Annotated in this window: 15 protein-coding genes; 10 read left to right on the top strand and 5 right to left on the bottom strand. The window is 42.0% G+C overall.

Annotated elements, in window-relative coordinates; all coding sequences use genetic code 11:
- Positions 1–1209, bottom strand: coding sequence for an alpha-hydroxy acid oxidase (locus OC23_RS01985; RefSeq protein WP_038342604.1), 1209 nt, complete (start codon positions 1207–1209; stop codon positions 1–3).
- Positions 1210–1307: 98 nt separating this feature from the next.
- Between OC23_RS01985 and OC23_RS01980 the strand changes: the two genes are divergently transcribed.
- The 3 genes from OC23_RS01980 to OC23_RS01975 all read left to right on the top strand — a co-directional run bounded on the left by OC23_RS01980 (position 1308) and on the right by OC23_RS01975 (position 3150).
- Positions 1308–2222, top strand: coding sequence for a LysR family transcriptional regulator (locus tag OC23_RS01980; RefSeq protein WP_038342375.1), 915 nt, complete (start codon positions 1308–1310; stop codon positions 2220–2222).
- 220 nt (positions 2223–2442) lie between these two features.
- Complete coding sequence (gene ykgO, locus OC23_RS18640) at positions 2443–2568, top strand: type B 50S ribosomal protein L36 (protein ID WP_005231541.1); 126 nt, start codon at positions 2443–2445, stop codon at positions 2566–2568.
- A 111-nt stretch (positions 2569–2679) separates the two neighbouring features.
- Positions 2680–3150, top strand: a complete 471-nt coding sequence (locus OC23_RS01975) for a copper resistance protein NlpE (RefSeq protein ID WP_038342371.1) — start codon at positions 2680–2682, stop codon at positions 3148–3150.
- Between the two features lie 101 nt (positions 3151–3251).
- Here the strand turns inward: OC23_RS01975 and tsf are convergent, their stop codons facing one another.
- Both tsf and rpsB read right to left on the bottom strand, forming a co-directional pair.
- The gene (tsf, locus tag OC23_RS01970) at positions 3252–4127 is read right to left on the bottom strand and encodes a translation elongation factor Ts (protein WP_038342370.1); all 876 of its coding nucleotides are present in this window, start codon (positions 4125–4127) and stop codon (positions 3252–3254) included.
- Positions 4128–4265: 138 nt separating this feature from the next.
- Positions 4266–5018 (bottom strand): 30S ribosomal protein S2, encoded by a 753-nt coding sequence (gene rpsB, locus OC23_RS01965; RefSeq protein ID WP_004652723.1) that lies wholly within the window; start codon positions 5016–5018, stop codon positions 4266–4268.
- 213 nt (positions 5019–5231) lie between these two features.
- Between rpsB and map the strand changes: the two genes are divergently transcribed.
- The 4 genes from map (at position 5232) to OC23_RS19565 (ending at position 8813) form a co-directional block, all read left to right on the top strand.
- Positions 5232–6056: a type I methionyl aminopeptidase gene (gene map / locus OC23_RS01960; RefSeq protein WP_038342369.1), complete on the top strand. Its 825-nt coding sequence runs from the start codon at positions 5232–5234 to the stop codon at positions 6054–6056.
- 204 nt (positions 6057–6260) lie between these two features.
- Complete coding sequence (locus tag OC23_RS01955) at positions 6261–7316, top strand: OmpW/AlkL family protein (protein ID WP_171194720.1); 1056 nt, start codon at positions 6261–6263, stop codon at positions 7314–7316.
- Between the two features lie 164 nt (positions 7317–7480).
- Positions 7481–8686, top strand: coding sequence for an MFS transporter (locus OC23_RS01950; RefSeq protein WP_038342368.1), 1206 nt, complete (start codon positions 7481–7483; stop codon positions 8684–8686).
- Positions 8679–8813: a hypothetical protein gene (locus OC23_RS19565; protein WP_264673645.1), complete on the top strand. Its 135-nt coding sequence runs from the start codon at positions 8679–8681 to the stop codon at positions 8811–8813. Before OC23_RS01950 ends, OC23_RS19565 begins: the two co-directional genes overlap by 8 nt.
- A gap of 202 nt (positions 8814–9015) precedes the next feature.
- Here OC23_RS19565 and OC23_RS01945 read toward each other — a convergent pair whose 3' ends face one another.
- A complete protein-coding gene (locus OC23_RS01945) occupies positions 9016–10197 on the bottom strand; it encodes a trypsin-like peptidase domain-containing protein (RefSeq protein ID WP_038342366.1) in 1182 nt (393 codons plus the stop codon).
- Positions 10198–10385: 188 nt separating this feature from the next.
- Here OC23_RS01945 and OC23_RS01940 point away from each other — a divergent pair, with 188 nt between their 5' ends.
- From OC23_RS01940 to OC23_RS01930, 3 genes are all read left to right on the top strand, one after another.
- Entirely contained in the window at positions 10386–11144 is a 759-nt protein-coding gene (locus OC23_RS01940; protein ID WP_038342365.1) for a Nif3-like dinuclear metal center hexameric protein, read from the top strand.
- Between the two features lie 327 nt (positions 11145–11471).
- A complete protein-coding gene (locus OC23_RS01935) occupies positions 11472–12095 on the top strand; it encodes a superoxide dismutase (RefSeq protein ID WP_038342364.1) in 624 nt (207 codons plus the stop codon).
- 227 nt (positions 12096–12322) lie between these two features.
- Positions 12323–12949, top strand: a complete 627-nt coding sequence (locus OC23_RS01930; protein ID WP_038342362.1) for a superoxide dismutase — start codon at positions 12323–12325, stop codon at positions 12947–12949.
- Positions 12950–13233: 284 nt separating this feature from the next.
- Here OC23_RS01930 and OC23_RS01925 read toward each other — a convergent pair whose 3' ends face one another.
- Positions 13234–14838, bottom strand: a complete 1605-nt coding sequence (locus OC23_RS01925) for an isocitrate lyase (RefSeq protein WP_038342361.1) — start codon at positions 14836–14838, stop codon at positions 13234–13236.
- Positions 14839–15328: the final 490 nt, after the last annotated feature.

Raw genomic sequence — 15328 nt, 5'->3', positions numbered from 1 at the left:
TCAACATTTAATAAGCGTACCGGGATGCAACTCATCACAACGATTAACACCCAACATAGCCATATTACGATCGACTTCATCACGTAGCAGGGTAATCGCATGCGTAACCCCTGCATCCCCTGCCACAGCAGCTGCATAATTAAATGGACGCCCCACAAAGACCATCTTTGCCCCCAACGCAATAGCTTTGAGCACATCTGAACCACGGCGGAAACCACTATCAATCATGACCGGATAATCTGAACCTAATGCCTTCACAACATCTGGCAAGATTCGCATCGGCGAAGTGGCACCATCCAGCTGACGGCCACCATGATTAGACAAAATAATGCCATCTGCCCCCATCTCTTTTGCAAGGCAGGCATCTTTGACACTGAGCACACCTTTAATCACCAGATGTCCCTGCCAGTACTCACGAATTTGTTTGAAATGCTCCCAGTTCAAATGATCCCTGGCAGAAAAATCACGAAGCACATTGGCCGATAAAATAGGTGCCCCCCTTGTTGCAAAGGAGTTTTCAAAATGGGGCATCCCATGTTTAATAAATGTGCGAAAGAATGTTCCAAACAACCAGGAAAGTCGCGCCAACCCATCCCAGGCCAAGCGTAAACTCGGCCGTAACGGGGTCGAAAAACCGGTACGCACATTGTTTTCCCGATTCGCAGACACAGGGATATCTACCGTAATCACCAAGGTTTGAAAACCCGCGTTCTTTACCCGCTCCAGTAATGCCAAAATACGGGCTGTATCTCCGGGAAGATAAGCTTGAAACCAGGTATCTGGTGCAGCTTTTGCCACAGTTTCCAAAGGAATCAGAGATGAACCACTCATAATTGAAACGATATTGGCAGCCTGTGCAGTCCGCGCTAACACCACATCTCCCCGATAAGTTGACAATGCATTTAAGCCCATCGGGGCAATGCCAAAAGGCGAGGCATAAGTTTTGCCAAATAGCTCTACTTTTTGATCTCGCCGGGAAACATCGGTTAAGACCTGCGTGATAAAACGATAATCTTTAAAAACTGTACGGTTATCCTGCAGGCTGGTATTTTCCTCTGCCGCGCCAGCAATATAGCCAAAAATTGGCCGGGGGAGTTTCCGGCGTGCCTTTGCCTCAAAATCATCTAAACATAAAATATCTTCCAGAACTTTAGGCAGGTTCTTAGAAGACGTCGCTCCTGCTTGAATATTTTGCTTATTTACGTCCATAAACTGCTCATCCATCTTCCACAATCTACTTTATAGTGATAGAGCAACATAAATAAAAGCGATATTATTTAAACAAGGTTATTCGGAAAAATCGAACAATGTCATCTCCGACCATCAAGCAACTGGAAGCTTTTTACTGGGCAGCAACTTGTGATAATTTTGCTACCGCAGCACAACGTTTACATATATCAGTGTCATCGTTATCACAAAGAATTCATGAATTAGAAGGCATCTTAAATCATCAACTGTTTGATCGAGGTGGGCACCGGGCTGTTTTAACCGAGGATGGGGAACGCTTACTAGGCATGGCAAACAAAGTGCTCGAGGCTGTCATCACACTACAAACTTCTTTTACAAATGAACATCAGGGGCTGAATGGTAGATTAAAATTTGGTGTGGGAGAGTTATCTGCACTAACATGGCTACCCAAATTTATTGCCATTGCCCAGAAGCAGCATCCTTTATTACATCTGGAGCCTTATGTTGATGTAGGTGCAGTACTTGAACGTAAACTGGATGCAGGTGAACTTGACTTTGCCATCATGGCCGGGCGTTCCTCTAAAAGCAGCATTTTATCTCAATCCATTATCAAAGCAGATTTTGTATGGATGATCGCCCAGCCCTTACTCGCTCAGGCTACACCCCAAGATTTAAAAAGCCTATTATCTCAACATACGCTTGTCACCCTGCCTTCTGGCGCAGGCACAACCCGTATTCTGGATGACTGGCTATTAAGCCAGAATATTCATGAAGTTAAACGCATTACTTGCAACAACTGGAGTGCTGTTGCCGGTATGATCCGGGAAGGTGTTGGGATTGGTTTTTTACCCAAAGGCTGGACAAATAACGGAATAGACAGCACTCTCATTCAACTTGAAAGCAATCCTCCTTTACCCTCATTGCACTATGCTTTTCAATGGAGACGTGGCGATATACGCAATATCATTCCAACCATGCAGGTCTTAGTGCGTGAACACATCAATTTTTCGCTAAGACCGAATGATATTTTATAGAAATTTATTCCGCATAATCACTCAGACAGGTGGTTGTCCCCTACCCACTGATTCTCCTAAACATAGCAAAACTAGTGCTGAGCTGGATAATTATAGAATACCACCAGTATGAAAGATTACCCTTGCAGAAAAACAGCGCACACCCTATCCGGAAAAAGCAAACTTTACACCACTCTATTTATGCAATAATATAACATTACATTTAACATAGAGAACCACAATGAAAGTCTGCTCATCCCTTAAAAGTGCGAAACGCCGTAGTGCTGATTGCCAGATTGTAAAGCGTCGTGGCAAGTTATTTGTGATCTGCAAATCAAATCCACGCTTCAAGGCCAGACAAGGTTAAGCTTGTCCGGCTTTACCAAAGGTTAAACAACCCTTACATTCCATTACTTCCATTTCTTTTTAAAATCTAATAACTTGGATATCAATACTTTCAAACAAGGTAATATCCAGGATGAAAAAGTCAATTATTGCAATCTCTTTAGCTTCTGTTTTTCTGGTCGCATGTAACAAGGCAGAAACGCCAAAAACCGACGAACCAGCATCAGTAACGTCGACTGAAGCATCTTCTGAAGTAGTCGATAGTGCACACACAGCAGAAAACTCACTGGACTGGAATGGCACTTATAAAGGCGTAGTTCCATGTGCTGACTGCGAAGGTATTGAAACTGAACTTGAACTCAACCTAGATAAAACTTATGAGTTAAAAGAAAAATATTTAGGTAAAGGCGATGGTAAAGTATTCGAAAGTAAAGGTAGCTTCACCTTTGATAGCAAAAATACTTCCGTCATCACCTTGGATAAAGCCGGTGACGGTCGTAAATATTTCGTTGCTGAAGGCTACCTGAAAGCTTTAGATACAGAAGGTAAAGAAATTACAGGTGAATTGGCAAGCAAATACGAGCTTAAAAAAGAAGCTGAATAAACCTTAAATAATATTAAAAAGCCCATTTGATGAAGTGGGCTTTTTTTAATAGACAATAAAAAACCCAGTCAAAAAGACTGGGTTTTTTTAGAAGATACGAATTACTTCGCAGCAGCTTGAGCAGCAGCAACTTCTTCTGCAAAGCTCATTTCAGCTTTCTTCTCAATACCTTCACCCACTTCGAAACGAACGAATTGAGCGACAACAGTACCAGTTGCTTTTAATACGTCAGCAACTTTCTTGTCATTGTCGATAACATACATTTGACGATCAAGAGCAACTTCGTTCAAGTATTTCTCAACTGAACCCGTTACCATTTTCTCAACGATGTTTGCAGGCTTACCAGATTCCAATGCTTTCGCTTCAGCAATTTCTTTCTCTTTAGCGATCAAGTCAGCTGGAACAGCTTCTGCATTTACTGCAACCGGGTTGAACGCAGCAACGTGCATTGCAATACCTTTACCAGTGTCAGCATCACCTGTGTAAGAAACAACAACACCGATTTTTAAACCGTGCTTGTAAACAGCCAGGTTTTCGCCTTCAACGATTTGAGCACGACGAACCTGGATGTTTTCACCGATTTTTTGAACAAGTGCAACACGCGCTTCTTCTACAGTTGCACCGTCTTCAAGCTTAAGTTCAGCAATTTTTGCAGCATCAGTTTCGTTTGCAGCAAGTGCAGCAGCAGCAACTTTATCAGAGAAGTTTTTGAAGTTTTCGTCTTTTGCAACGAAGTCAGTTTGACAGTTAACTTCAACAAGAATCGCTTTGTTACCGTCTTGGATGATTGTGATCGCACCATCAGCAGCAATGTTACCTGCTTTTTTAGCAGCTTTTGCCTGACCTGATTTACGAAGGTTATCAATCGCAAGTTCGATGTCACCACCAGCTTCTGTTAATGCTTTTTTGCATTCCATCATTGCAAGACCAGTACGGTCACGTAATTCTTTTACCATGCTTGCAGTAATTGCAGTCATGTTGTTCTCCTAAAATCGGTAGAAAATAAATCTGTTCAACAAAAACGGCCCAAAGAAACTCTGGGCCGTTTGCAATCTCGACGCTTTAATCTGCCACCATTACATGTCGCAAAAATGACAAGCTTGCGTCAAAACGCATTAAGCCTCAGAAGCGTCTTTAGCAGCGTCGTCGCCTTTCGCTTGTGCATTTGCTTGTGATTGAGCATATTCTTTACCAGCAAGAATCGCATCAGCCATAGCAGAAGCATATAAAGTTACTGCACGGATCGCATCGTCGTTACCCGGAATAACGTAATCAACGTTGTCTGGGTTAGAGTTTGTATCAACGATACCGATTACAGGAATACCTAAGTTTTTCGCTTCTTTGATTGCAATCGCTTCGTGATCAACGTCGATTACAAATAATGCGTCAGGTAAACCACCCATGTTTTTAACGCCGCCTAAAGCACGTTCAAGTTTTTCCATCTCACGGGTACGCTCTAAAGCTTCACGTTTAGTCAGCTTGGCAAAAGTACCGTCTTGAGATTGAGTTTGAAGATCTTTTAAACGGTTGATAGATTGGCGAAGAGTTTTCCAGTTCGTCAACATACCACCTAACCAACGGTGATCTACGTATGGTTGACCAGCGCGTTGAGCTTGTTCACGGATGATGTTAGAAGCAGCTCGTTTTGTACCAACGAACAATACTTTGTTCTTTTTGCTCGCCAGGTTGTTAACGAAGTTCAAAGCATCATTTAACGCAGGAACAGTGTGCTCAAGGTTGATGATGTGAATTTTGTTACGCGCACCAAAAATGTATTGACGCATTTTTGGGTTCCAGAAACGAGTTTGGTGACCAAAGTGTGCGCCTGCTTGAAGAAGGTCGCGCATGCTTACGTTGTAATCTGCCATTTTCTTTACCTTAAAGTTTGGGTTAGGCCTCCATATATCCGCATTCTCCACCTATTGCTAGGCACCCAGAGTAATGTGTCGATATATGTGCGGATTTTTTACGACTATTGTTATCAGATAACTTCGTAAAATATATTCACGAAAAGCATTTGATAAAATAGGCGGCTATTTATACCATAGACGCTTGCAAATTACCAAAAGTTTTTAGAGATCATGAATACAACTTATACAGCCCCTCGTCGATTAATCAAAACACCTGAAGAAATTGAAAAGATGCGTGTTGCTGGGAAGTTGGCGGCTGAAGTTCTAGACATGATTAAGCCGCATATCAAAGCCGGTGTGAGTACCTTGGAACTCGATACAATCTGTCGCAATCATATTGAGAATGTTCAGCACGCAATTCCAGCATGCGTAGGATATGGCGCTGCACCTGGACGCCCAGCCTTCCAGCATTCTATCTGTACTTCTGTTAACCATGTGGTCTGCCATGGTATCCCTTCTGAAAATAAAATCTTGAAGAATGGTGACATTCTCAATATCGATGTCACAGTCATTAAAGATGGCTATCACGGCGATACCAACATGATGTATATCGTTGGCGGTGAAACCTCTATCCTTGCAAACCGCCTGTGCGCAGTGGCTCAGGAAGCCATGTATCGCGGTATGGCAACTGTTAAAGATGGTTCATACTTAGGTGACGTTGGTTATGCCATTCAACAATATGTGGAATCTGAGCGTTTCAGTGTCGTACGTGAATATTGCGGTCACGGAATCGGCAATGTCTTCCATGACGAACCGCAAGTGTTGCACTACGGCCAAAAAGGTACAGGTATGCGTCTGGAAGCAGGCATGACTTTTACCATTGAACCCATGGTCAACGCAGGCGTATGGCAAACCAAGCTTTTAGGTGATAAGTGGACCGTTGTCACAAAAGATCACAAATTGTCGGCCCAATATGAACATACGATTTTGGTAACCGAAACCGGCATCGAAGTCTTGACCGCGCGTCCTGAAGAAGACCTGTCTCGTTTTATGTAATTTATTTTCTTTAATTTTTTATAAAAAAGTCACTTCGGTGGCTTTTTTTATCTCTTCATAATTCCTTCATCAATTTATCTAAATCAAACATTTTTTTGCATAAGCATAACAATTATAAATTTTAACTAAACAATTTTTTTAAAAAAAAGAGTTATGGTGGGCGCAAGAAAAAGCCTTACAAACGTTAGGACATGGAGTCCCAAGATGATGAAGAAGTCATTTGCTTGCCTGCTTACAGGTTTATGTACCTTTCCAACAATTACTTTTGCAAACTCGCCTTATTTTAGTTTTAAAGATGGTGATGGATTTAAACGCTTTTCGGTTTCTGCTGGCTGGCTTCATGCCATGCCGCAAGGTTCTGCCAATCCGGTCAATATCAATACCAGTGTTGCCGAAGGTACTGAATCAAAAGTTGGAGATGTGTCTAAGCAGGCTGTGCTTGATGCCGCAGATCGCGATTCAAATCCCCTGTTATATGATGCATTGAAACTTCTGCCAGCAAAGACTTTACCGGGGCTATTAACTGGTACCGCAACAGTAAATGGTCTTTCAAACTGGAAAAGTGAGGGAACTGGTCTGGAAGCAGATGATGTTGATACTGTCGGTATTATGGCCAACTATCATTTTACCGATAATGTTTCCTTAGAAATTAAAGCAGGTATTCCTCCAAAAGTTAACATTAAAGGCAAAGGTAATATCTACGCCCCTCTTACGGGTAAAGCGGATACTACGTTAGGCTCAATTGGCTTAAAGCAAGATATCTTTATCACAGATCTAACCCAAGGCGATAAAGCGGCTACAGCACGTGCCTGGTTACCTGCTGTAGAATTACACTATCAATTCGGCAAATCAGGCGTCAATAAATTCCGTCCCTATGTCGGTGCGGGTGTCATGTATGCTTACTTCAACGATTTAAAAATCAACTCAGGAATCGAGTCTGATTTAATTAAAGCAGGCCACATGATCCAGAATATTCATGATGGTAAAGCTGGTGCAGCTTTAGATGGAAAAACTTCTTCAGCCGATCCAGTCGTAAAACTCAAAGCAACCGATACCTTTGCGCCGATCATGACAGTAGGCGCAACTTATGACTTTAATCCGAACTGGTTTGCTGTAGGTTCTGTGTCTTATTCAAAAATGAATAATGAAGCAAAAATTTATGTGACTGACCGCAATACCGGCAAAGAACTGATTCGTGCCAATACCAAAATTGATATTGATCCATTAATTACCTATGTCGGTGTCGGCTATCGTTTCTAAGCTAATTCTCTCAAAAAAGCAGCCTTCGCTGCTTTTTTTGTTTTTAATATTTTTTAAAGCATAAATAGTATTTAAACTTATAAAAGGATAATTATTTTTTAGAATCGAAATATAGACAGAAGTATTTTAAAATACTTTTCACTTATTCCTTGATCATAACAACAATGTCAAAGCCACAATTCTCAAAACAGTTGATCTATATGCTGATAGGAAGTGCGCTCATCCTTGCACTTTCTCTAGGCGTACGTCATGGCTTCGGATTGTATCTTGTCCCGATGAGTGAAACGTTTGGCTGGGGTCATCATATTTTTAGTTTTGCCATTGCCATGCAAAACCTGATCTGGGGTGCAGCACAACCCTTTACAGGCGCTATTGCCGATAAATATGGCACCAAAAAAGTCGTCGCAGCAGGCGGACTGCTCTACGCGATTGGCCTGGTGATGATGGCATTCAGCTCTACAGGGCTACTGCTGAATCTTAGCCTGGGCCTAGTAATAGGACTGGCTCTATCGGCAACCTCATTTACCGTGCTGCTTTCGGCTGTTGGCCGTGCAGCGCCTCCAGAAAAACGCAGCATGGTGATGGGGATTGCCAGTGCGGCTGGCTCATTCGGTCAATTTATCATGCTGCCATCGACCCTGCTGTTACTCAAAACTATGGGCTGGCCAGCAGCACTACTGGTCAGTGCATTTGCCATAGCTTTCATTGTTCCTTTGGCCTGGCTATTAAAATCTCCTACCTCTACAGCACCCAAGACATTGAGTCAGCCTAGCCTTGGTTTTAAACAGGTGTTAAAAATTGCTGGCCATCACAAACCGTTCTGGTGGTTATCCTTAGGTTTTCTGGTCTGCGGCTTTCAGGTGGTATTTTTAGGTGTGCATCTACCCGGCTATTTGATCGATCATGGCTTTGACTCTACCACGGGTACAGTGTTTTTAGCTCTGGTTGGTTTATTCAATATTGTAGGAACCTATGGTGCAGGCTGGTTAGGCGATCGTTACTCAAAACCAAAACTGCTGATGTTACTGTACGGATTACGCGGTGTCGCAATCATTGCCTTTCTATGCTTACCACTTAGCACCTTTACAGTATATAGTTTCGGTATCATTATGGGCTTACTGTGGCTGTCTACCGTGCCACTGACCAATGGAATTGTTGCCAACATGTTTGGGGTAAAATATTTATCCACGCTCAGCGGTATTGTATTTTTCACCCATCAAATCGGGTCATTTTTCGGAGGCTGGCTAGGCGGTGTCAATCATGACATGGCTGGCAACTATAATATGATCTGGCTTGCCTGTTTGCTTTTAAGTGCTTTTGGTGTCGTCATTCATCTGTTCGTCAATGAAGAGGCCATGATTCATGACTAATATTGAACGAAAACTTAAAATCCTGCTATTTGGACTGATCTTCTGCTTAATCAGTGCATCCATCTTGATCTGGTTTCATACCCCAGATTTATTTGAATACTTTAATCAGGCTTTCTGCGCCCATTAACCTGTATTTCAATCTTTTACATTTGTCATCTAATGATCAATAAATTGTCATCAAAGTATAAAATTTACATGATGAAATGAAAAATAAAAAAGTCTGTAAAATGCCAAAAGCTTGTTGATATCCAAATCAACAAGCTTTTTTATAACTGGCAATCATAAGGGCCAATGTTCACAACCCCTGGCCCGTTAATACTGAGTGGTTATTACTGGCGTTTCGGCAACGGGATATATTGCGATTGTGCATTTTGCTGCACTTTACGCTCTCCCACTTTTACCTGTACCGTTTGTTGCTTGCCTTCTCGCTCAATCACCACATCAATCAGGCTATCAGGCGCTTGCAAGGCAACATAATTAATCAAGTGTGATGCAGACGAAATCTGTTCATTGTTGACCTGAATGATCTTGTCACCACGTTTAATGCCTGCCGTATCGGCTGGCCCTTCACGCAAAACATCGGCAACAGTAACACCCACCGGTTTAGCAGCCAGTACATCTTCATCCAGATTATTTGGAATTAAGCTAATGCCTAACCAGCCACGCACGACACGACCATCTTTCAAAATTGAATTAAGCACCTGCTGACAAACCTTGGCAGGAATAGCAAAGCCGATGCCCAATGAACCACCAGACTGAGAGAAGATCGCAGTATTAACGCCGATCAGATTTCCCGCTACATCAATCAATGCTCCACCAGAATTACCCGGGTTAATCGCAGCATCGGTTTGAATAAAGTCTTCATAGGTATTGATCCCCAGATCAGAACGGCCGGTTGCCGAGATAATCCCTTGTGTTACGGTTTGGCCAACACCAAACGGGTTACCAATCGCAAGTACAACATCTCCGACTTCATTACCGCTCAATTTAAACGGCAATACCGGTAATTTATCCAGCTCGATCTTGATTACGGCCAAATCTGTATCAGGATCTGTCCCTATCACTTTCGCTTCGGCACGGCGTCCATCATGCAGCGCTACCACAATATGTTCAGCTTGGGCAATAACATGATTATTGGTCAGGATATAACCATCTGCACGCACAATCACCCCTGAACCCAGACTGTTTTCATTTTGGGGCTGTTGTGGCACCTGATTGCCAAAAAATTCACGGAATACAGGATCATTCAGCAGTGGATGATTCATCTGTTTGACTTTCTGTGTGGTAAAGATATTTACCACCGCTGGCGCAGCCACCTTGACCGCAGCACTATAGGACACCACCCCACCGGCACGTGAAGTATCAATGAGTGGTTCAACCTTCTCGGCAGGCATTTTTACGCCATCAGCCGCTACTGTCGGTTTCGGTTGATGTGATTTCTGCCAAACCAGAAAACTAACTATAACAAGAATGAGTAATACCCAAGGTAACCATGTAAATGCACGGCGCACGTCTATTATCCTCTAGGCGAAATTATGTGATGTACGTAATTTATTGAAGAACTGGAAGTTTCCACTATTGTAAAGTAAATTGCTTAAAATCAATGCAAAAGTTAAAAAAGTTTTGTCTAGCTTTAGTTACATTTAAAAATATGTTTTTATTGACTCCTATAAAAGTGATTAATGATTTGAGGAATCGCATGGCAAATTTGCATGATATTGTGCACTGGTGTAATCAGACCTTAAAAGCAAACGAGTTTAAAGACTACGCACCAAACGGCTTACAAATTGAAGGCAAAGCCGAGGTCAATAAAATTTTATGTGCCGTAACAGCATCAGAAGATGCCATTGATGCCGCGATTGCCCAACAAGCCGATGTATTACTGGTACATCATGGCTATTTCTGGAAAGGCGAACCCTATCCGATTACCGGTATGCGTGGCAATCGCATCAAAAAACTGATTCAGAATAATATCTCCCTGATTGCCTATCACCTGCCACTAGATGCGCATCCGACTTTAGGCAATAACGTCGCCATTGCCGATTTGATGGGATTACATGATCTGGACGCATTAGATCCAGGTGAAAAGCACCCTATCGGCAACATTGCCTATTTAGACCATGCTCTTAGTCCCGAGCAGTTCAAAACAAAGTTACAAGCGATCTTTGATTTTAATGTAATTCATTTGCCAAGCGATAAAACTGCCATCAGAAAAGTTGGCTTCTGTACGGGCGGCGCACAAGACTTTATCAGCAAGGCAGCGCAAGCAAATTGCGATGCCTATATCTCTGGCGAAGTCAGCGAACGTACCTTTTATGAAGCCAAAGAACTCGGCGTACACTATTTCGCTTGTGGCCACCATGCCACTGAACGTTATGGAGTACAACGTTTAGCACAGGCAATTGCAACACAGTTTGCCATTGAATCTGAATATTTTGAATTAAACAATCCGATCTAAAGCAACCGAGACATTACCTCTGGATGAAATACCTTTTCATTCAGGGGTTAACAGGCATGAACTGTAATCCCAACAAGCACCCACCCTATTTTCTGTTCAATCTATTCTCTATTTCATGTATTTAGATACACGCTATCAACGCCATAGCAGAGCTAGTTTGCTATCCGTTGGCGTCTCAATGATCTATAAATAAAATTTATTTTTTATCCATTTTCAAGCATAAAAAAATCAGCAATAAAGATATTGATTCTCATTATCAATTATTCAAATAATAATGGCAAATCCATTCCCTGTAAAAAATCACTTATTTAAAAAAGGAAAACCCAGATGGCCTATTCTTTACCTGTTCTTCCTTATGCTTACGATGCGCTTGAACCACATATTGATGCCCAGACCATGGAAATCCATCATAGTAAACATCATCAGACCTATATCAATAACATTAATGCCGCGATTGAAGGCACAGCCTGGCAAAAACTTCCTGTAGAAGAACTGGTTGCCAAGGTAAATGAAGTGCCTGCCGAGCTTAAAAATACGGTAATCAATAATGCAGGTGGACATGCCAATCACTCCCTGTTCTGGACCATCATGAGTCCACAAGGTGGCGGTGAACCGACAGGCGCTATCGCGGCAGCCATTGACCAGCAACTCGGTGGTTTTGATGCATTTAAAGAAGCTTTTACCAAAGCAGCACTTAGCCGTTTCGGGAGTGGCTGGGCCTGGCTAAGTGTAACAGCAGAGCAACAACTTATTGTGGAAAGTAGTGCAAACCAGGACTCTCCTCTGATGCAGGGTCATATTCCTGTTTTGGGGCTGGATGTGTGGGAACATGCCTATTACCTGAAATATCAGAACCGTCGCCCTGAATATATCGCTGCATTTTATAATGTGGTGGACTGGAATGAAGTCAATTGCCGTTATCAGGCTGCCATAAAAAACAAAAAAGTTTGATTTTTAAGGTAAACACCACTTTATTTCAAAATGAAAAAAATGGTTAGAGCGATAGAAAAGCTTAACTGAAATCACGATAAGCTCTAACCACATATTGTGTATGGTATATGTCTCATACAGAAGTTTTTTGCATATTTTGTGTATTAAAAGACTGCCCTATTGCATACAGAATCATTTACAATAAAAGCACTTAATGTAAAACCCAGCAAATTTGCAAGGAATGAAACATGACAACCATTACTTTACCTGCACTTCCATATGGCTATGATGATTTAGCACCTCACATCACTCGTGAAACTCTAGAATACCATCACGACAAGCACCACAATACTTATGTTGTTAACTTAAACAACCTGATCAAAGGTACAGATCTTGAAGGTAAAACTTTAGAAGAAATCATCAAGGCGACTGCTGGCGATGCATCTAAAGCAGGTATCTTCAACAATGCTGCTCAAGTATGGAACCATACATTCTACTGGAACAGCATGAAGCCAAACGGTGGTGGCAAACCTACAGGTGCGATTGCAGCAAAAATTGACGAAGCTTTTGGTAGCTACGAAAAATTTGCAGAAGAGTTCACTGCTGCTGCAACAACTCAATTCGGTTCAGGTTGGGCTTGGTTAGTTGCTGACGAAGTAAACGGTAAATTATCAATTACCAAAACTTCAAATGCAGATACTCCACTTGCTCATGGCCAAATTGCTGTATTAACGATTGACGTTTGGGAACACGCTTACTACATCGATTTCCGTAACTTACGTCCAAAATACATCGCAACTTTCCTTGAAAGCCTGGTTAACTGGGACTATGCAAACGCCAAACTTGCAGGTCAACCAGCAGGTGTTGAGAAATAACTGATTATTTCTTCAATATAAAAAAACTGCTCTTGATGAGCAGTTTTTTTATGTCTGTATTTTTCAGGCTACATAGCTTCGCATCATTTTTTAGAATCACTGCTTGGGCAAACAAGCCACCCCTTCTTCTATCCATCTTGTAAACACAAGGCTGTTGCCGGTTCATCGTCAGACCAAATACATCGTTCCATCAAGACTAAACCAAAGATTGATTTTGGGTCATGCAAGTTTTAAGACAATAAAAAACCCTGCATGTGCAGGGTTTTTTTGAATCAATCCAATGCTTAGTGAGCAGCGAACTGGTTCATTGTGTTTTTAGCGTCATCATGTGCTTTAAGCGCATTGTCACCAGAGAAGATTTCTTTGTGATCATCACCGATGTCAGAACCCGCCATTGCCTGGTGTTTAACACAAGCGATACCACCGCGGATTTCTTTACGTTGTACGCCAGCAACATAAGCCAACATGCCTTCAGAACCGAAGTAACCTTGTGCAAGCTCATGAGTAGAAAGCGCTGCAGTGTGGTAAGTCGGAAGTGTGATCAAGTGATGGAACACACCTGCTTCACGAGAAGCATCTGCCTGGAATGTACGGATCTTCGCGTCAGCATCAGCAGCTAATTCACTGTCATCGTACTCAGCGCTCATTAATTTAGCGCGGTCATAAGCAGAAACATCTTTACCTTCAGCAACCCAACGATCGTAAGCTTGTTGACGGAAGTTTAAAGTCCAGTTAAATGACGGGCTGTTGTTATAAACAAGCTTCGCATTAGGAATGGTTTCACGTACACGGTTTACCATGTGAGCGATTTCTTCTACGTTTGGAGTCGCAGTTTCGATCCAAAGAAGGTCAGCACCATTTTGCAAGCTTGTTACACAGTCAAGTACCACGCGGTCAATTTGAGTACCGGCACGGAACTGATATAAACCAGAAGCTAAACGCTTAGGACGGTGAAGTTTACCATCACGCTTGATCAGGATTTCATCTTCTTCAGCATCAGCGATGTCGATTTCAGTTGTATCAAGGTAGCTGATGTATTGAGAAGCGATGTCGCCTGGCTCTTTAACTACTGGGATTTTTTGAGTCAGGTCAGCGCCTTCAGAGTCAGTACGCGCAACGATAATCCCTTCTTCAAGGCCCATTTCCAGGAATGCATAACGTAATGCATGGATTTTAGCGATGAAATCTTCATGTGGAACAGTTACTTTACCAGCTTGGTGACCACATTGTTTCGCATCAGACACCTGGTTTTCAATTTGAAGTGCACATGCACCTGCTTCGATCATTTTCTTCGCAAGCAAGTAAGTTGCTTCTTCGTTACCGAAACCAGCATCGATGTCGGCAATAATTGGCACAACGTGAGTTTCAAAGTTATCGATTTGTGCAGTGATTTCAGCTGCTTTAGCAGTATCACCAGCATCTTGTGCTTTCTTGAGTGCACGGAATAAGTCGTTTAATTCTTTAGCATCTGCCTGACGCAAGAAAGTGTAGATTTCTTCGATCAAAGCAGGAACAGACGTTTTTTCGTGCATTGACTGGTCAGGTAACGGACCAAATTCTGAACGAAGAGCAGCAACCATCCAGCCAGAAAGATAGATATAGCGCTTGCTTGTTGTGCCAAAGTATTTTTTATTCGCAATCATTTTTTGTTGTGCGATAAAACCGTGCCAGCAACCTAATGATTGAGTGTATTTGCTAGAATCGGCATCGTATTCAGCCATATCACGACGCATAATTGCAGCTGTGTATTTTGCGATGTCCAAACCGGTTTTGAAACGGTTTTGCATTTGCATACGTGCAGCATCTTCAGGACTAATATCTGCCCAAGTGTTGCCAAATTTTGCTTTTAATTCGCGGATTGCATCAATCGCTGTTTGATATGTAGTCATGATATATTCCTTTGAGGATTGGCATCGAATGGGGGCTAAAAACCTGATTGTATTTAGTCTAGATTTCAAGCGCCTCATCAACATGAATCAAAGCTTAGTCTTTGGCAAGCGATTTATCCAATATTCTGGCTTAATCTTCGGTATTTTCTTAAAAAATATATGTATAGGCATTTTTCAAAAAATCCAAAAACACATATTAAACACATGTTTTTATTAAACTTTCAAAATACAACAACATACTCAACAAGCCTATTTTCGCCCTATTTTTTAGACTCTACAGTTCAAAAAACACCTCAATTTACCGTTTAAAAAGTTAAAAAAATACAGTTTTTGCTTGCATTTCTGTTGCCGAAACAGGCCAAGGATAGAAAACATTTTTAAGGCAACCGGCACACCCGCACTGGCAAACCCAAACGGTGCTCCGGCGCGCGTCGCTGTTGCTTTTATGTAGGATTAAGTTACACAAAAGGGTTTAGTTATGTCATAATTC

The organism is Acinetobacter sp. A47 (genome assembly GCF_000805455.1).
GTDB lineage: Bacteria > Pseudomonadota > Gammaproteobacteria > Pseudomonadales > Moraxellaceae > Acinetobacter.
Note: the sequence above shows the minus strand (reverse complement) of the source record. Positions and strands in the feature narration are given on the sequence as shown.